General features: G+C 65.7%; 14 protein-coding genes and 1 pseudogene. 7 read left to right on the forward strand and 8 right to left on the reverse strand.

All coding sequences use genetic code 11. From position 1 onward, the window contains the following. Positions 1-5: 5 nt before the first annotated feature. Positions 6-872, reverse strand: coding sequence for a DUF2071 domain-containing protein (locus G3N98_RS16835; RefSeq protein WP_206148721.1), 867 nt, complete (start codon positions 870-872; stop codon positions 6-8). Between the two features lie 193 nt (positions 873-1065). Then, positions 1066-1746 (reverse strand): deoxyribose-phosphate aldolase, encoded by a 681-nt coding sequence (deoC, locus tag G3N98_RS16840; protein WP_206148722.1) that lies wholly within the window; start codon positions 1744-1746, stop codon positions 1066-1068. Positions 1747-1892: 146 nt separating this feature from the next. Between deoC and deoR the strand changes: the two genes are divergently transcribed. After that, complete coding sequence (gene deoR, locus G3N98_RS16845) at positions 1893-2663, forward strand: DNA-binding transcriptional repressor DeoR (RefSeq protein WP_206148723.1); 771 nt, start codon at positions 1893-1895, stop codon at positions 2661-2663. A gap of 22 nt (positions 2664-2685) precedes the next feature. Here deoR and G3N98_RS16850 read toward each other — a convergent pair whose 3' ends face one another. From G3N98_RS16850 to rbsK, 3 genes are read right to left on the reverse strand one after another with little or no spacing between them, the layout of a single operon-like run. Beyond that, positions 2686-3738, reverse strand: a complete 1053-nt coding sequence (locus G3N98_RS16850) for an aldose 1-epimerase family protein (RefSeq protein ID WP_206148724.1) — start codon at positions 3736-3738, stop codon at positions 2686-2688. A gap of 2 nt (positions 3739-3740) precedes the next feature. After that, positions 3741-5114: an L-fucose:H+ symporter permease gene (gene fucP, locus G3N98_RS16855; RefSeq protein ID WP_089429505.1), complete on the reverse strand. Its 1374-nt coding sequence runs from the start codon at positions 5112-5114 to the stop codon at positions 3741-3743. 41 nt (positions 5115-5155) lie between these two features. Then, positions 5156-6082 (reverse strand): ribokinase, encoded by a 927-nt coding sequence (gene rbsK / locus G3N98_RS16860; RefSeq protein ID WP_089429506.1) that lies wholly within the window; start codon positions 6080-6082, stop codon positions 5156-5158. A 475-nt stretch (positions 6083-6557) separates the two neighbouring features. Between rbsK and G3N98_RS16865 the strand changes: the two genes are divergently transcribed. The 4 genes from G3N98_RS16865 to G3N98_RS16880 all read left to right on the forward strand — a co-directional run bounded on the left by G3N98_RS16865 (position 6558) and on the right by G3N98_RS16880 (position 11423). Continuing rightward, positions 6558-6974: an RES domain-containing protein gene (locus G3N98_RS16865; protein WP_206148725.1), complete on the forward strand. Its 417-nt coding sequence runs from the start codon at positions 6558-6560 to the stop codon at positions 6972-6974. 202 nt (positions 6975-7176) lie between these two features. After that, complete coding sequence (locus G3N98_RS16870; protein ID WP_206148733.1) at positions 7177-9885, forward strand: type VI secretion system Vgr family protein; 2709 nt, start codon at positions 7177-7179, stop codon at positions 9883-9885. Next, positions 9863-10861: a hypothetical protein gene (locus G3N98_RS16875; protein WP_046546685.1), complete on the forward strand. Its 999-nt coding sequence runs from the start codon at positions 9863-9865 to the stop codon at positions 10859-10861. The genes G3N98_RS16870 and G3N98_RS16875 overlap by 23 nt, the downstream gene beginning before the upstream one ends. Beyond that, on the forward strand, positions 10836-11423 hold the full coding sequence (locus tag G3N98_RS16880) for a hypothetical protein (protein WP_206148726.1): 588 nt from the start codon (positions 10836-10838) through the stop codon (positions 11421-11423). The genes G3N98_RS16875 and G3N98_RS16880 overlap by 26 nt, the downstream gene beginning before the upstream one ends. Before the next feature lie 16 nt (positions 11424-11439). Here the strand turns inward: G3N98_RS16880 and G3N98_RS16885 are convergent. Further along, positions 11440-12132: pseudogene (locus tag G3N98_RS16885) on the reverse strand (OB-fold nucleic acid binding domain-containing protein); the annotation flags it as partial. Positions 12133-12447: 315 nt separating this feature from the next. Between G3N98_RS16885 and G3N98_RS16890 the strand changes: the two are divergent. After that, entirely contained in the window at positions 12448-13125 is a 678-nt protein-coding gene (locus G3N98_RS16890) for a heavy metal response regulator transcription factor (RefSeq protein ID WP_027786146.1), read from the forward strand. Then, positions 13122-14582 carry a heavy metal sensor histidine kinase gene (locus G3N98_RS16895; protein ID WP_206148727.1) on the forward strand — a complete coding sequence of 487 codons (1461 nt, stop codon included), beginning with the start codon at positions 13122-13124 and terminating at the stop codon, positions 14580-14582. Before G3N98_RS16890 ends, G3N98_RS16895 begins: the two co-directional genes overlap by 4 nt. Here the strand turns inward: G3N98_RS16895 and G3N98_RS16900 are convergent. Continuing rightward, positions 14560-16128, reverse strand: a complete 1569-nt coding sequence (locus G3N98_RS16900; protein WP_206148728.1) for an efflux transporter outer membrane subunit — start codon at positions 16126-16128, stop codon at positions 14560-14562. The two genes, G3N98_RS16895 and G3N98_RS16900, sit on opposite strands and share 23 nt — an antisense overlap. A gap of 31 nt (positions 16129-16159) precedes the next feature. Then, a partial coding sequence (locus tag G3N98_RS16905; protein ID WP_206148729.1) for an efflux RND transporter periplasmic adaptor subunit occupies positions 16160-17426 on the reverse strand: 1267 nt, incomplete at its 5' end.

Here is a 17426-nt window from a genome sequence, read left to right on the forward strand (position 1 = left end):
GGGCGTTACAAGACCCGCTCCGACAACACCCTGAACGCGACGTCCGGCACGACGAAGCACATCGGTTCGCCGGTCGCGCCGATGCGCGCGAGGAATTCGCCGCCGCCCACCGGTTCGACCGGTTTCAGCGGCCGAACCGCGTCGACATCGATCGGCAGGTCGATCGCCGCATGCGCGAGGCGGTCGCAGTCCGCGACATGCGCGACGGCCGCGTCCTGCAGCGACAGGTAGGCGACGGCGTCGCGCCAGCTTTCGAAGAACGGCGCGAACGCGTCGGGTAGCGTGGCGTCATCCGACATCGCCGCCGAGCAATGGAAATCGGGCGCGCTCCCGCTACCGCCCGACAGCCGCGTCCGATACCGTCCATCCTGCACTGCATGCGTGAAGCGCTCGGCGAGATGCGACGGCAGCGCATCGCTGAAGAGTCGGCTGCCGAGTGCATAGAGCGGATGATCGAACACGTTCTTGACGAACAGCACCGTGCGATCGGCCGGCACGCCGCCCGGCAGCGCATCGACGTAAAGCCGCCAGTTGCTTTGCAACGGCGACGGGAATACGCGTCGCAGCGGGCCCGCGATACGCGGGCCGAAATGGCGGTGCGCATAGGTGAGGATCGTGAACGGCGTGCGGCCGTCGCGGCTCGCGAGCGTGACACCGTGCGGCACCAGATGCGCGACGGCGGAGACATCGACGAGCCACGAGCAGTACACGACGTTCTCGACCTCGCTCGCGAGCTGCAGGAACGGCAGGCGCGACAGCAGCGCACGGCGTGTGCGCAGCAGCGGGCGACTCGCGACGAGCCGGTTGACGAGGCGGCCGACGGGGCCGGCGGACGGGGAAACGAAGGCGTTGTCCTGGAGCATGAGCGGCATTGTGCCGATGTCGCGGGGCGGGTGGAAGAGGCGTTGCGGTGCCCCTGTCGAAACTGTCAGGGCATGTCGATCGCGAGCGGACGGTAAGCGTTCTCATCGGATGGACGCAGGCGCCGCGCGCGAGCCGGCGCATAGGCGCGAAGCCTGGCATCGCGCCCGCGTCCGCCAATCCGTCGGCGGCCTGCAGCATCGGTCAATACCCCGACCCACTCCCCCCCTGATCCGTCACGATCGCCACCCCCGAACTCGTGCCGAGCCGCGTCGCGCCGGCCTCGATCATCGCGAGCGCGGCCGTGCGGTCGCGCACGCCGCCCGACGCCTTCACGCCGAGCACGGGGCCGACCGTGCGGCGCATCAGCGCGACATCCGCGAGCGTCGCGCCGCCGTGGCCGAACCCGGTCGACGTCTTCACGAACGCGACGCCGAGATCGCGGCACATCTCGCACACGCGCACCTTCTCGTCGTCGGTCAGCAGCCCCGTTTCCAGGATCACCTTGAGCGGCACCGCGCCGCATGCCTGGTGCACGGTTTCGATGTCGGCCTTCACGTCGTCGGCGCGGCCGCTCTTCAGCGCGCCGATGTTGATCACCATGTCGATCTCGCCGGCGCCCGCCGCGATCGCGGCGGTGGCTTCGAATGCCTTGGCGGCCGACAGCCCGGCGCCGAGCGGAAAGCCGACCACCGCACAGACGAGCACGCCGGTATCGGCCAGCTCGCGCGCGGCGAGCGGCACGTTCGCCGAATTCACGCAGACCGAGTAAAAGCGATGCTCGGCCGCCTGGCGGCAGAGTTCGCGGATCTGCGCGTCGCTCGCGTCGGGCGCGAGCAGCGTGTGATCGATGGTTTGAGCGAGTTGGGCGTTGGAAAGCGGCATGTTTCAGGACTCCACGGAGCGTGTGCCGGAAGGGCACACGTAAAGTTGATGTTTTCACATCGGTTTGTTACAAATACGACATTCCGGCCGGGCCCGCGCGCCCGGCACGACGAGCGACGGATGCAGCGGGCACGCAGGATACTGGCATGGAAACGAAGAAAGGCGAACGGATCAAGACATTGATGAACGTGCTGCAAGGGCAGAACGCGATTCATCTGAAGGAAGTGGCCGAGCTGTTCGGTGTGTCCGAGATGACGATCCGCCGCGATCTCGCGGACAACCCGCACGGCCTGAGCCTGATCGGCGGCTACGTGACGCGCCACTTCGCCGCGCAGCGCAGCGACATCGGCGAGTACGTGGTCAGCACCGAGAACGACCGGCAGACCGAGGAGAAGCGCCGCATCGGCAAGCTGGCCGCGCAGTTCGTGACGACCGGCGACACGATCTTCGTCGACTGCGGCTCGACCACGCCGTTCATCGTCGACTTCATTCCGGACGACCTCGAATTCACCGCCGTCTGCAATTCGCTGAACGTGTTCGCGAAGCTGCAGCAGAAGCCGCACTGCAGCGTGATCCTGTGCGGCGGCGCGTACCACCGCAAGAACATGGTGTTCGAATCGGTAGCCGAGACGGGCATCCTCGACACGGTGCGCGTGTCGAAGGCGTTCATCTCCGCCGCCGGCGTGAGCGACCGATGTGGCGTCACGTGCTTCAACTTCCACGAAGTCGACGCGAAGAAGAAGGTGATGGCGCGTGCGCAGAACCGCTTCCTGCTCGTCGACCACACGAAGTTCGACGAAGTGCGCGCGGCGTACTTCGCCGAGCTGACCGACTTCAACTACGTGATCTCGGACGGGCAACTGAGCCGCCGCTACGAAACGGCGATCCGCGAACACGGGATCGCGCTCGTGACCTGACGCCGCGCGGCCGCGCATCGCTTCACGCATGGCGGGCTTCCACCGCGCTCAGGTAGCCGGTGACGACGTCGAAGCGGCGCGTCGCGCCCGGCGCGAGCGCCGCCACATGGCCCTTGCGGCGTTCGGCTTCATACCCCTCGGGCTCGCAGGTCGACGGCAGCGCGAACGCGGCGACCTGCTGGTCCGCGTTGTGCAGGATCCAGCGTGTCGCGAGCGGGAATTGCTCGGGGCGGTACGCGGTGTGGAATGCGCCGCCATCCGGATGTTCGAGCAGGAAATGCGCGAGCCCGTCTGCATCCGTTTCCGCACCGTTCATGAAGAACACGATCTCCGGGTCGTACAGCGCGGGCGCATCGAGCGTGTGAAGCCGTTCCGGCTCGTGCGCGAGCGTGGCCGTGTAGTCGCGCCATGCGGCGGTCGGCCTGACGTGCGCGGGCACGCTGTCGCGCAATCGCAACCCGCCTCGAGGCAGCGCCTGCACGAAGCGACCGCCCGGCACGTACGCATAGTTCAGGTGCGCCATGTACATCAGGTCCATCGGCGCGCCGCCGAGATTCGTCACGTCCATCGCGATCGTCATCTGCGCGTCGTGCTCGGCGAGCCGCACCGACGGGCGCGCCATGTAGTGGCTGCCGAATCCCTGCACGTATTCGTATTCACCGGTCACCTCGACGAACGCGCCGCGCGCATCCGCGCCGACGACGACGCTCGCGCGATCCATCGGCGCGCACGGCATCTCGCCGTGCAGCGCATGTGTGTCGTCCGGCCCCGGGCAACCGTTGCGCAGCAGCCCGCTGTGGAACATGAAGCAACCGTAGGTATCGATGATCGACGCCGCGCGCTTCGGCTGCCGGAACATGTGCTTCATCGTCAGGTCGCGGCCGTCGAACGCGGCGGCCCAGATCATCTGGCCGAGATACGGCAGCACGACGAGGTGGCCGCGACGGTTCTCGAGCTTCAGCGCCTCGACGCCGGACGGATACGCGAACGCGGTGACGGTGAGCCCGTCGGTGCGGTACAGCGTGCGCGGCGTGTCGCGGAAGTCGTCGCGGCGCAGTTCGATTTCGCCTCGCATGCTCAGGCTCCCGACGTGTTGCGCGTGGCGGCGTAGCGCGCGGGCGCGTTGCCGTCGGCGGCTGCGTCGGGCGTCGCGGCCGGCAGGTGGCGCAGGCAGTAGAAGCCGTAGTAGACGATCACGACGAAGCACGCGAGCGGCACGACGAACGCGAGCTGCATGTTGCCGCCCGTGTGATCGGAGATCAGCCCCTGGATCAGCGGCACGACCGCGCCGCCGACGATGCTCATCACCAGGATCGAGCCGCCGTATTCGGTGTCCTTGCCGAGCCCATCGATCGTGAGGCCGTAGATCGTCGGCCAGCACGGGCCAAGGAACACGCTTACGCCCACGGCCGCATAGACGGCCGTGATGTCGTGCACGCTGATCGTGTACGCGAGCAGCGCGATGCACAGGATGCCGTAGACGATCAGCACCTTGGCCGGGCCGACACGCTTCATCACGAGCGTGGCGACCAGCTTGCCGACGAAGAAGGCGAAGAACGTCGCGAGCAGGTAGTGCGACGCGCCGCGCTCGGTGAGGCCGCCGATCTGCATCGCGAGCCGGATCGTGAAGCTCCACACGCCGACCTGCGCGCCGACATACAGGAACTGCGCGACGACGCCCGCGACGAAGCGCCGGTTGCCGAACAGGCGCGCGAGCGTGCCGCGCGCGTCGATCCGGTGCGTGGCCACGCTCGGGCCGTTGCCCTTGCAGGCCGGGTAGGGCGTGAGCGCGAACACGATGAACACGGCCACGAGCACGACGATCAGCCACTTGTACGGCTCGAGCGTGGCCTGGATCATCGCGAGCTGGTGCACGTGCGCGTCGGCGGCCGACATCGCGGCGAGCTGCGCATGCGACGCATCGCCTTCCTTGAAGATCAGGAAGCTGCCCATGTACACGCCGGCCATCGCGCCGAACGGATAGAACGTCTGCGAGATGTTCAGCCGCCGCGTGCTGGTTGCGCGCGGGCCCATCAGCGTCGAATACGAGTTCGACGCGGTTTCGAGGAACGACAGGCCGGCCGCGATCACGAACAGCGCGACGAGGAACATCCCGTACTTCGCCATCGACGCGGCCGGGAAGAACAGCAGGCAGCCGGTCGTGTAGAGCAGCAGGCCGACGAGGATCGTCGTCTTGTAGCTGAATTTCTTCACGACGGTCGCGGCCGGAATCGCGAGGAAGAAGTAGCCGAGATAGAACGCCGACTGCACGAAGGCCGATTCGAAATCGGACAGGAAGAACGACTTCTTGAATTGCGCGATCAGCACGTCGTTCAGGTTCGCGGCGGTGCCCCACAGCGCGAACAGGCAGCACAGCAGCGTGAACGCGAAGAGCGGCGTGCGGTTCAGGTAATAGCCGTCGGGGGTGTGTTCGATCCTGGCTCGGCTCATGGGTGTCTCCTTCCCAATTGTCTCGTCGATGAAGGCGCCGCTTACATGCCGGCGTCGCGGAGGAAGCGTTCGAACGTCGCGGTGTCGGCGTACGACTTCTGCGTGCCGAGGCCCGTGACCGAATGCGCGGCATACGCGGACGCGTAACGCATCGCATCGAGTGCGTTGCGTGACGCGGCGTAGCAGCGCGCGAAGCAGCCGATGTACGCATCGCCGGCGCCCGTCGTGTCGCGTGCGTCGACCGGCACGCCCGGCACATGCCGCACGCCGTCGCGCGATACCAGCAGCGAACCGTTGCTGCCGAGCGTGACGAGCACGTGCTTGAGCCCGCGCGCGACCAGCGCTTCGGCGGCGCGCGCCGCGCTGTCGCGCGAATCGACCGGCATGCCGGACACGATCGCGAGCTCGGTTTCGTTCGGCACGAAGAATTCGACGGTGCGGATCCGCTCGAAATCGAGATCGGCCACCGCGGGCGCGGGGTTCAGCAGTACCGGAATGCCGTGCCGCGCGCCGAATGCGATCGCGTGATAGACGGTGTCGAGCTCGATCTCGAGCTGCAGCACGATCAGCGCGCATGCGGCGAGCTGCGGCGCGGCCGCGTCGATGTCGGCCGGCGTCAGGTGGCGGTTCGCGCCCTTGACGATCAGGATGCTGTTGCTCGAATCGGGTTCGACGAAGATCGGCGCGACGCCGCTCGGCACGCCGGCGACCTTGCGCACGTGCGTGGTGTCGATGCCTTCGCGCTCGAAGTTGCGGATCGTGTTGTCGGCGAAGACGTCGTCGCCGACCTTCGTGACCATCACGACGCGCGCGCCGAGGCGGGCGGCCGCGACGGCCTGGTTCGCCCCCTTGCCGCCGCAGCCGAGCTCGAAGTTCGGTGCTTCGAGCGTTTCGCCCCGGGCGGGCATGCGTGCGACGTAGGTCACGAGATCGACCATGTTGCTGCCGATGACGGCGATTGTCTCCATCTGCGTCTCTTCCTTGGTATGGGATGCGCCGCGCGCGTGGTGGGCGGCGGCGTGCGACAAGTGGTAATAAAATCACATTAAGTGTGAGAATGCAATCTTATGATGTTAATGGGGTCACTTTTGGTCGGGGCGCGGCCGGATGCAACCCGAGTCCGGCTGTCGACAGACAGAAAAGGTCGCACTTGGGAGAAGGGGAATGTGCAAAAACGACCGCGTCTGGCGGAACCCACCCCGGGCTCGCCTCACACAGCGAGCCGCGCTCGTGACTGCCTCGACGGTCGTCAATGCAGGGTGTGCCTTGGTGGGTGATCGGCTCAGCTCGGCAGGAGCATCAGCGCAGCGTCGTACGTGTCGGTGCGAAGTTGCGCTGTCGTCGAGCGCGCCGCAGCCAGCGATTCGCCTTCGCTTTCTTTGTGCCGGGTCGGACGCTAGTGGCCGGAAACTCGGTCGATAGACGGGAGGAGGCACCGGTGCGATGTTGGTCGGCGGCCGCTTCAACAGTCCGGGTCGCCCAGGCATCTATGCGGCTTTGACCTTCGCTGGTGCGATGCTCGAAGTACTCGTGCATGCGCGGATTGGCGAGGTACCGAAGACCCACGGATGGGTCGAAGCGACGGTTCCCGACGACGTCCACGTCGAACGCCATGCCGCCGAGACGTTGCCCGACGGATGGGGCTCGGCAGCACCTCATCCCGCACGACAGTTCGGCGATGCGTGGCTCACGGAATCCCGTACCGCGATTCTGATCGTTCCGTCGGTGGTCGCACGTGCGGAATTCAATGTCCTCGTGAATCCTGCGCATTCCGACGCCTCGCACATCGTCGTGGCCGAACCGCAACCGGTCGTGCGGGACGAGCGGCTGTTTGTGATGCCCCACGCCGGACAATCATAGATCACGCGACATATCAGCCTTTCAATCGAGCGGATCTTATTTACTATCGAGCCGACATATAAGCAGGAATGCGATATAACTCCATTTGCCAACATTAACCATTTTTGAGATTCGCGAGATTTTCCATTCTGTACAATCAGACGCGATGGCAAAGTGTTATTACACATTGAAAGCATGCGTAATAAATAAGAAGGGTATGCAGATGGATTCGCGTAATCTTATGCAACTTATTCGAGGCGGACTGATTCAGCAAGACCGTCTTTTGAAGTTGGATACGTCGTTGGGAAACGACGTATTGCTTCCCCACCAAATGGTCGGGGAATCACGACTTGGCCGCGATTTCGAGTTTGTTGTCGACGTCGTCACGGCAGACTCGAAGGTCGAGCTCAAGAAGCTCATCGCACAGCCCGCCACTCTCTGGATTCAGCAAGGTACCGCATCGTATGCACCACATCATGGCTATGTGCACACTGCGCGACGCCTTGGTGCAGACGGTGGGCTGACGTTCCACCAGATCACGATCGCGTCGTGGATGCATTTCCTGCGATTTCGTCGCGATCAGAAAATCTGGCAAGACAAGCCGGTTGACGCGATTGTCACAGATGTTTTCAATGCACATCCGCAGTCGCGAGGCTTTTACGAGTTTCACCTGTCCCGGTCGCTTCCTTCACTGTCGTTCTGCCGTCAAGACGAGACTGACTGGAACTTCGTTCACCGGCTGCTGGAGTCGGAAGGGCTCTATGGCTACTGGAAGCACGACAGCGATGGTAAGGCGCATCGACTCGTCATCACCGACCGGCTGACTGCGCTCGACGAGGCGCGGCCGCTCACTTTCTCCCGTGCAGGAACCACCATCGCATCGGATGCACTCACGCAATGGAGCGGGACACGCACGCTGCAGAGCACGTCGTTGACGACGCGCACGTTCGACTACAAAAATCCGTCGGGCGCTTTTAACTCGAAGGGTACGTCGTTACCGACGATGCCGAACCAGGGTGAGTTGCCTGATCAGGCGGAGGTTTATCAGTACACCGGCGCCTATACGTTTCTGGCGCAGGAGAGAGGGGACGCCCTTTCGAAAGCGCGCATTGAGGAATGGGAATCTCGGTCGAAGCGTTTTTTCGGCATTGGAGGTTGGCGCGCAGCTGACGCAGGCAAACGTTTCACCTTGGACGCCCACCCCGATCACGACAGTGACCCGACTGAACAGCGTGAGTTCGTCGCAATCGCCGCGCGCTGGGTCGTTCGCAACAACCTCCCCATCACCCAATCGTCCGCGCGGATGCGCCTTAGCCTGGACCAACAGATTGCCGAGTCGGGGATCGACGACCTGGACGGTGCCGCGCATGCATCGCCGGCCGCCGCTGGATCCACAGGTGCCTATCAGGTCGAAATTGAAGCGCAACGGACGACGGTGCCGTTCCGAAGTCCATTCGAACATACGAAGCCGACGACGCACCTCGAGACAGCGATCGTGGTCGGGCCGCAGAACGAAGAGGTCTATACCGACGAGTTGAACCGAATTAAGGTGCGCTTCATTTGGGACCGAATCAATGACGGGAACGAGAGCGCATCGTGTTGGGTGCGCGTTGCGCAGTCTGATACTGGCAGTGGATACGGTGCAGTTCACCCGCCGCGCGTTGGCGAAGAAGTCTTGATTGATTACGTCGGCGGGGACTGTGACCGCCCGATCGCAATTGCCCGCGTCTACAACGGCGCTGCGAAGCCACAGTGGCATACGAACGGGCTGTTATCGGGCTACCGTTCCAAGGAGTTCGGCGGCGCAGGGTACAACCAGATGGTGATGGACGACTCGACCGGGCAAAATCGCATGCAGTTGTTCAGCAGCCAGGGAAACTCCGCGCTGCATCTCGGCTACCTTATCAACCATACCGGCAATGCGCGGGGCGACTATCTGGGGGCCGGTTTCGACCTGCGGACCGACAGCTACGGCGCCGTTCGTGCGAATCGCGGACTATACGTAAGCACGTACCCGAAGGCGGTGGACAGCCAACCGCTCGACGCGCGCGAAACCCAACAGCAACTGGTCCGGGCCGAGAGCCTGCTTGAATCGTTATCTGACGCGAGCACCGCACACGACGCCGAGAGCCTGCAGGCTGGTTACGATTCCCTCAAGCAATTGACCGATGCGACGCAGGAGTCGGCGACAGGCGCCGCGTCAGGTGGCCGCACGGCTGGCGGCGGCACCGGCAGCGCGAACGTATTCAAAGAACCCGTGATGCTGTTCGGCAGCCCCTCGGGCATCGCGCTCTCGGCAAACGAAACCGCCCATCTGTCCGCCGCGCAACATGTCAACATCATCAGTGGTCAGAGCACACACCTGGCGGTCGGAAAGTCACTGATCGCGAGCGTCGCCAACAAGCTGAGCATCTTCGTCCAGAGCGCTGGGATGAAGCTTTTCGCCGGTCGCGGCAAGATCGAAGTACAGGCGCACTCGGACAATATCGAGCTGACGGCCCAGAAGTCGGTCAAGGTACTTTCGACGACAGCCAAGGTTGAAGTCGCGGCCGATCAGGAGCTGTTTCTCACGTCGGGCGGCGCATACATCAGGATCGCCAATGGCGACATCCAGATCCATGCGCCCGGCAAGATCGACATCAAGGGCTCGTCGCACAGCCTCGACGGGCCAACCGCGCAAGGGTACGTTCTGCCGGGCCTACCCCATGCAGGTGACGCCCCGCGATATCACGAACAGTTCCACCTGGTCGACGACGACGGGGAAACGGTGATGCCACACACGCGCTACGAAATCGAAAGCGAATCGGGAAAGAAGTGGAGCGGTTTCAGCGATGCAGACGGTTTTACTCAGCACATCTATACCGATCAGCCGGAGTCGCTTTCGCTGACGGTTTACAAGGAGGTCGAAGATGACAGCGGCGAAGAAGCGTAAGACCGTCAAGCGTCACGTGAAGCATGCGTCGACGACCGGGACCGATCAAAAATCGTTGGTGAAGGCCGTTATTCAGAACGACACAGGCGAATGGGTGCGCCCGGCAACCGGCGACAAGTTCTATATCGACGAAACGACGCAGTTCCCGTCGATCACGTTCGAGATCCAGACGGATGCTGCCGGACCTTACGAATGGAAATGGACCATCGTATGGGATGCGCAGGTGAGCTCGCTGCGCGAGTCGGCGAAGCGGGGGAAAAAGGTCAGATCGTTCTCTGAGACGGGGTCATTCACGAGCAACGACAAGACCTGGGACGCGAAGCTGAACGACAAGGTCATCGGGGGGAAGTTGTCGGTCGAAGTGAAGGCGGGCAGTACAGACTTTCGGAGAACCGTGTTCATTCTTGGGAAAAACCCCTCGAAGGACGATGTGCTGAACTACCTCAAGCCGATTCCGAATACGGTTGGTTTCGACCTGATCCTCGAGCAAGAGAGTCGCTTCAAGAACTTCATCAACGCGGACAATGAGCCAGTGGTCGCTGGCGACAAAGGCTACGGGATGACCCAAATGACGAATCCCGCACCGACCTATGAGCAGGTCTGGAGCTGGAAAGAGAACATCAAGGCAGGCGTTGCGCTGTTTCAGTCGAAGCAAAGGGATGCGATCAAGAGCTTCAAAGGGCTACCGTACACCGACGAGCAGTTGAAACGCGAGACGTTCACTCGGTGGAATGGCGGTAGCTACTACGAGGCGAACAAAACGACGGGAGAATTAGAACGACGAGACGTGTTGTGTGACACGCAGACGGGTAACATAGGCTGGGACATGAAGGATCCCAAGAACGTTGGGAAAACCGAGGCTGAACTGCACGAGCGTGACAGCGACCAGTACAAGAAAATGAAGGCTGGTCAGGACAAAGATCATCGTTGGGAGTATTCCGGAATTTGTTATGTCGATCATATCTTCGGTAATTAAGTGGTGTGCCTGCACGGCGGCAATTGTCATCGCGGTGAACGCCTTCGCCGAAACGGACGCACCCACCTCGGTGCGGCTCTCGAATGGACTGGAGTTGCAGCAGGATGGAAAGAGACTGGTCGAAGTAGATATCGCGCATCACCGGTCGGCCACCGTGCAATTGCCAACCGTTCTTCGTCGTGCTGTCGCGTCAGCATCGAGCATCGGCTTTCCGTCCGCGAGCACGAAAGTTGTCGACGGAAAAGAGCTCGTTCTGGTCGTCGTGAATCAGTCGTCGAGCAACAATCCGATGGGTTATTGTGGAGCGGGAGAAGAGAGCACCCTATATGCCCTGCAGATCAAGGGTAACGTCGCTACCTCCAAGTACTCAATGCCTGTGCAGAGTTGCTTGCATAGCGTGTCGCTTGACACGGATGTGAACAATCGATCACCGTGGCTTGCGATCGAATGGCTCGACGATCCGCTTGGATTTAAGGTCACCTGGACCAACATTGACGACGCAGGGCCTGCGACGCGCGAGTACCGCTACAACGGCAGTACATTCGTTCAGAGCAAGAAGTAACCTGAAATTCAACAATTCAGCAAAACTCCCATGCCGTCGTCGGCAGAGCCCCGAGCAACTCGGTCCTGTCGACGAGCTTGCTCGCGATCAGGCGTCGCACTTTCCCCTCGGCCTGCCACACGCCGTATACGGCCAGCAACGCGGCGCCGAGCGCTTCCTTCCGAAACGTCACCAGCAGGACGGGCCAGAGGATCACGTTCACCTGGCCCGTCTCGTCTTCGAGCGTCATGAACAGCACGCCGTTCGCCGTGCCCGGTCGCTGTCGCACCATAACCAGTCCGCACGCGCGCGCGAGCTGGCCACTGCGCAGCGTTGCTAGCTGCTCGGCCGACTCCAGGCGATCCAGCGCGAGGCGATCGCGCAATAGCGCCAGCGGATGCCGGCCGAGCGCGAAGCCCATCGCGCGATAGTCCGTTACGATCTCCTTGCCCTCCGATGCTTGAGGCAGCGCCGGCACCGCGTCGTTGCGCTCGGTGCCGCGCAGCAGACCTCGATCAGGACCGGCGGCGGCCGCCGGCCAAAGCGCGGCGCGTCGGGTGCCGCCGGCGAGTGAACGAAGCGCGTTCGCGCGCGCGAGCACCTGCAGGTCGTGCCGATCGAGCCGCGCGCGACGCGCTAAGTCCGCGACGTCGAAGAATGGCCGTGCTGCGCGTGCGAGCTCGATGCGGCCGGCGACATCCTGGCGCATGCTGCGCAGCAGCGAGAAGCCGCGGCAGCAGCGGCTCGGGAAGATGCCTTCACCTTCGTTTGCATACGCGTTCACGACGCGTGCGATGTGCGGACATCGCCATCCGGGTCGTCCTCGGTACCGTCGTCCGCACCGCGCCCGCGTGTGCCGAGCTGCCCGTCTCCGGAATACCGATCGGCGCCGCCAATGGGGATTCGGGGGTTCGCCACCGCACGCCACGCTGACGGCCCGATTACCGTTTTGTCATCCACCCCGTTCCCGCTTGCACCGTGCAGTGCGCCGTCGCCGTTTCCCGGTAACATCGCCGCATGTCACCACGACCGCGACGGAACCGCCATGCGCATCCTGATAGTTGAAGACGAGCCGAAGACGGGCGCCTACCTGAAGAAGGGCCTCGAGGAATCGGGGTTCAGCGTCGATCTCGCGAAGGACGGCGGCGAAGGGCTGACGCTCGCGCAGGAAGAGCGCTACGACGTGATCGTGCTCGACGTGATGCTGCCGGTGCTCGACGGCTGGGGCGTGCTGAAGCGGCTGCGCGACACGCATACGACGCCGGTGCTGTTCCTGACCGCGCGCGACGACGTGCAGGACCGCGTGCACGGCCTCGAGCTCGGCGCCGACGATTACCTGGTGAAGCCGTTCGCGTTCGTCGAGCTGCTCGCCCGCATCCGCACGCTCGCGCGGCGCGGGCCGCCGCGCGAAACCGAGCATCTCGCGGTGGGCGACCTCGAAATCGACGTCGTGCGCCGCCGCGTGAAGCGCGGCGCCACGCGGATCGACCTGACGCCGCGCGAATTCTCGCTGCTGCAGCTGCTCGCACGCCGGCAAGGCGAGGTGCTGAGCCGCACGCAGATCGCCTCCTACGTATGGGACATGAACTTCGACAGCGATACCAACGTCGTCGAAGTCGCGATCCGGCGCCTGCGCGCGAAGATCGACGACGCGTTCCCGGTGAAGCTGATCCACACGGTGCGCGGCGTCGGCTACGTGCTCGAACCGAAGGACGACGCATGAGGTGGCCGCGTTCGCTGGCCGCGACGCTCGCCCTCGCGATTGCCGCCACCACGCTGGCCGCGTTCGGGCTCGTCGGCGTGTACGTGTACGCGAGCCTCGAGCGGCAGGTCAATACGCAGGACGACCTCGACATCGTGCTCGCCGCGCGCCATACGCGCCGGCTCGCGGGCGAGCTCGAATCACTCGACGCGGTGCGCGCGCATACGGAGCGGCTCACGAGCCAGGTGCTCGGCAACGAGGCGCTGTCGATGGTCGTCACCGATGGGCAGGGTGACATGCTGGTGCGCCACAACGTCACGCTCGCCGCGCTCGACGACGCGCGGCCGGCCGCGTCGGCGCCGCTGGCCGACGCGCAGCTGGTTGCGCCGAATGCGACGCCGATACCCGCGAACGACCGGATCACGGCCGATCGACTCGTCACATGGATCGCGGCGGGCGGCACGCCGATGCGCGGCGTCGTGATCGAAGCGTTGCTCGGCGACCGCACGCCGATTCACATCGCGATCGCGCGCAACATGCGCGACCGGGCCGCGCTGCTCGACGGTTATCGCGACCGGCTCAAGCTCGCCGGCGGCCTCGGCGCGTTGTTCGCGTTGCTGCTCGGCTACGGGCTGATCCGCACGGCACTCGAGCCGCTGCGCGAGATCGTCGACAACACCGGCCGGATCACGGTCGACAAGCTCGACACGCGCCTCGACGCGTCGCGCGCACCGCGTGAGCTGCGGGCGCTCGTCGATGCGCAGAATGCGATGCTCGGCCGCCTGCAGCAGGCGTTCTCGCATCTGTCGCAATTCAGCGCCGATCTCGCGCACGACCTGCGGACGCCGCTGAACAACATGCGCGGCGCGACCGAAGTCGCGCTCGCACGGCCGCGGCCGGCCGACGAATACCAGGCGCTGCTCGAATCGCATCTCGAGGAATACGACCGGCTCGCGCGGATGATCGACAACGTGCTGTTCCTCGCGCGCGCCGAGCATCCGAGCTTCGTCACGCGGCAGCGGGCGTTCGACGTGCGCGACGAACTCGAACGCATCGCCGGGTATTTCGAGGGGCTCGCCGACGAAGCGGGCTCGACGCTGCGCGTCGAAGGGCAGGGCCGACTGACTGCCGACGTCGAACTGTTTCGCCGCGCGATCGGCAACCTGCTCGCGAACGCGCTGCGTTATACCCCGGCCGGCGGTGTCATCACGCTCGCCGTCGACGAAACGCCGGATGCGGTGCGCGTCGTCGTCGCGAATCCGGGCGAGCCGATCGATCCCGCGCTGCTGCCGCGGATCTTCGACCGGTTCGTGCGCGGCGACCCGGCGCGCAGCGGCGGTGCGCCGGGCGGCACGGCCGGGCTCGGTCTCGCGATCGTGCGATCGGTGATGGAGCTGCACGGCGGGAGCGCGCGCGTCGAAAGCGATGCGGCCGGCACGCGTTTCATGCTCACGTTCAGCCGGCCGTCGGCGTCGTAACGGCGGTATCGTGCGGCGCGGCGGCCGCGTCGCTTGCGATGCCCGTCTGCGTCTGCGCCGCCGCGCCGGGCGCCGGCTCCGCCTGCCAACCACCGCCCAACGCCTTCAGCAACCCGACTTCGGCCTCGATCCGGCGCGCGGCGATCTGGTCGGCCGTGCGCCGGTTCGTCAGCGCGATCGTCTGTGCGGTCACGACATCCAGGTAGCTGACGGCACCTGCGTTGAACCGGTTCGTCGTCAGCCGCAGCGACAGGTCGGCCGCATCGGTCGCGCGCTGCTGGCTGCGTGCCTCCGACGCGAGCGCATCGAGCGACGACAACTGATCCTCGACCTGCTGGAACGCCACCAGCACGGTTTGCCGGTAATCGGCGACCGCGCCGTCGTATTGCGCATGCGCGCCGCGCAGCGACGCACTGCGGCGCCCGCCGTCGAACAGCGTGCCGGCGAGCTGCGGGCCGAGCGACCAGAACAGGCTCGGCGCGGTGAGCCACGGCGCAAAGAACGAACTCTCGAGCCCGGCGCTCGCCGACAGCACGAGGTCCGGGAAGAACGCCGCGCGCGCCTCGCCGATCCGCGCGTTCGCGGCCGCGACGCGGCGCTCGGCCGCCGCGATGTCGGGCCGCCGCTCGAGCAGTTGCGACGGCACGCCGGGCGGGACGGCCGGCACGTCGTACGACTGCACGCGCGGCGGCAGCGCGAACGTCGACGCGCTTTCGCCGACCAGCGTTGCGATCGCATGCTGGAGCTGCGCGCGCGACGCGTCGATGTCGGTGTCCTGCGTGCGCGTCGCCTCGAGCTGCGTGTCGGCCTGCGCGACCGCCGACGCGTCGATCGCACCGGCCGCGAGCTGCTGCTTCAGCAGCGTCAGTGCGTCCGCGTACGCGTGCACGGTGTCGTCGAGCAGCTGCTTCTGCGTGTCGAGCGAGCGCAGCGCGAAATAGTCGGTCGCGAGCTCGGCCGTGACCGACAGCTTCACGGCCTGCAGGTCGGCCGCGCTCGCGGCGGCGTTCGCCTGCGCGCCCGCCACCGCATCGCGCACGCGCCCGAATACGTCGGGCTCCCAGCTCGCGGCCACGCCGGCCTGATAGTCGGGCGTGGTCTTGCCGGCCAGCGACGAGCCGAGCCGGTTCTGCGACACGCGTGCGCGGCTTTGCGCGGCGCCCGCGGTGATCGTCGGCAGGAACCCCGCATGCTGGTAGTCGACCATCGCGCGGGCCTGCTGCAAATCGGCGAGCGCTTTCTTCACCGTCTGGTTCGATACGTCGACGCGTGCTTCGAGCGCGTTCAGCTCGGCGTCGCCGAACACGGTCCACCATGCGCCGCGCGCGTCGGCGTCGGCCGGCATCGCGACGTGCCAGCCGGCTTGCGCAGCCGGTGCGGCCGGTGCGGCCGGTGCGGTCGGTGCGCCCGCGTAATGCGCCGGTACGGCGACCGCAGGCGGTGAAGATGTCGGCAGCGTCGTGCAGGCGGTCAACGAGGCGAATGCCGCGGCGGGGCCGAGCGCGACGGCGCGGCGGGCGAACGGGAGCGGATGAGCGAGGCGCATGGCAGATATCTCGGCAGGGGTCTTCGATAGGTCAGCCGCGTGCGGGCGCCGAGGCGGGTGTCGATGCGGCCGGCGCGGCCGGTGCTGCGCCGCTCGCGCGCATCGGCGGCACGCCGCTCGCACCGCTCGCGGGCGCGGGTTGCGCGCGTTGCGCGGACGAAGCTGAAACCGGTGCCGCCGCATGCGCAATCGACACGATCTTCACGACTTCGCCGGCGGTGATCGCATCGCCCGGGTTGTCGATCACGCGATCGCCTGCCGCGAGCCCCGAGACGATCTCGACGCGTGTGCCGAAATCGCGCCCGATCTGCACGCGCTTGAGCGCGGTGCGTCCGTTCGCGGCGACGGTCGCCACCGTCACGCCGTCCGGCCGGAACAGCAGCGCGCTGACGGGCAGCTCGAACGCGGGCGCGGCGCTCGCGACGACGAGGTGCGCCTGCGCATACGCACCGGGCAGCAGCGCGCCGTCGGCGTTGTCGACGTCGATTTCGACGCGCAGCGTGCGCGTGACCGGATCGATCGCGCCGGCCGTGCGCGCGACGCGCGCGGCAAAGTGCCGCCCCGGATACTGCTGCGTGGTCAGGTAGACCGGCGTGCCGGTCGAGACGTCGGCTGCGCTGTCCTGCGGCACGTCGACGAACACGCGCAGCGTGCCGGTCTGCTCCAGATGGAACAGCTCGCCGGACAAGCCCGGACTGCCCGGCGTGCCGCCCGCGGTGACGAGCGTGCCGACGTCGACGTTGCGCGCGGTGATCACGCCGTCGAACGGCGCGCTGACAGTTTCGTACGACACCAGCTCGTTCAGATGCGCGACGTTCGCCTGCGCGGACGCGAGCATCGCACGCTTCGCGTTCATGTCGGCCACCTTCGTATCGGTGTCCTGCTGCGACACCGATTGCGACGTCAGCATGTCCTGCCAGCGCTGCGCGGTCGATTTCGCATAGTCGTAGTTCGCCTGCGCGGTGGCCGCGTCGGCGCGCGCCTGGCGCAACTGCGCATCGAGATCGGGCGCGGCGATCTGCGCGAGCGGCTGGCCGGCCTTCACGTGCGCGCCGAGATCCGCGCTCCAGTGCGCGATATAGCCGCTGGTGCGCGCATAGATCGACGCTTCCGCGAACGGCATTACCGAACCGGGCAGCGTCAGCGTCTGGTCGGCGGGCGCCGTGCCGGGCGCGATCACCGATACCGGCAGCGCCTGCTGCGCGGCCACCTGCGCGCGCTGCGCGGCGCGTGCATCGATGCGCGGCACGATACCGGTCGCGAGCAGCACGGCGGCGAGCGCGACGGCGGCGAGCGGC

Source organism: Burkholderia sp. Tr-20390 (assembly GCF_017104595.1).
In the GTDB taxonomy this organism is placed as follows: domain Bacteria; phylum Pseudomonadota; class Gammaproteobacteria; order Burkholderiales; family Burkholderiaceae; genus Burkholderia.

Coding starts and splice junctions, on each gene's coding strand:
- G3N98_RS16835 (WP_206148721.1), bottom strand. CDS start 872: ATGCCGCTCATGCTCCAGGACAACGCCTTCGTTTCCCCGTCCGCCGGC.
- deoC (WP_206148722.1), bottom strand. CDS start 1,746: ATGCCGCTTTCCAACGCCCAACTCGCTCAAACCATCGATCACACGCTG.
- deoR (WP_206148723.1), top strand. CDS start 1,893: ATGGAAACGAAGAAAGGCGAACGGATCAAGACATTGATGAACGTGCTG.
- G3N98_RS16850 (WP_206148724.1), bottom strand. CDS start 3,738: ATGCGAGGCGAAATCGAACTGCGCCGCGACGACTTCCGCGACACGCCG.
- fucP (WP_089429505.1), bottom strand. CDS start 5,114: ATGAGCCGAGCCAGGATCGAACACACCCCCGACGGCTATTACCTGAAC.
- rbsK (WP_089429506.1), bottom strand. CDS start 6,082: ATGGAGACAATCGCCGTCATCGGCAGCAACATGGTCGATCTCGTGACC.
- G3N98_RS16865 (WP_206148725.1), top strand. CDS start 6,558: ATGTTGGTCGGCGGCCGCTTCAACAGTCCGGGTCGCCCAGGCATCTAT.
- G3N98_RS16870 (WP_206148733.1), top strand. CDS start 7,177: ATGGATTCGCGTAATCTTATGCAACTTATTCGAGGCGGACTGATTCAG.
- G3N98_RS16875 (WP_046546685.1), top strand. CDS start 9,863: ATGACAGCGGCGAAGAAGCGTAAGACCGTCAAGCGTCACGTGAAGCAT.
- G3N98_RS16880 (WP_206148726.1), top strand. CDS start 10,836: ATGTCGATCATATCTTCGGTAATTAAGTGGTGTGCCTGCACGGCGGCA.
- G3N98_RS16890 (WP_027786146.1), top strand. CDS start 12,448: ATGCGCATCCTGATAGTTGAAGACGAGCCGAAGACGGGCGCCTACCTG.
- G3N98_RS16895 (WP_206148727.1), top strand. CDS start 13,122: ATGAGGTGGCCGCGTTCGCTGGCCGCGACGCTCGCCCTCGCGATTGCC.
- G3N98_RS16900 (WP_206148728.1), bottom strand. CDS start 16,128: ATGCGCCTCGCTCATCCGCTCCCGTTCGCCCGCCGCGCCGTCGCGCTC.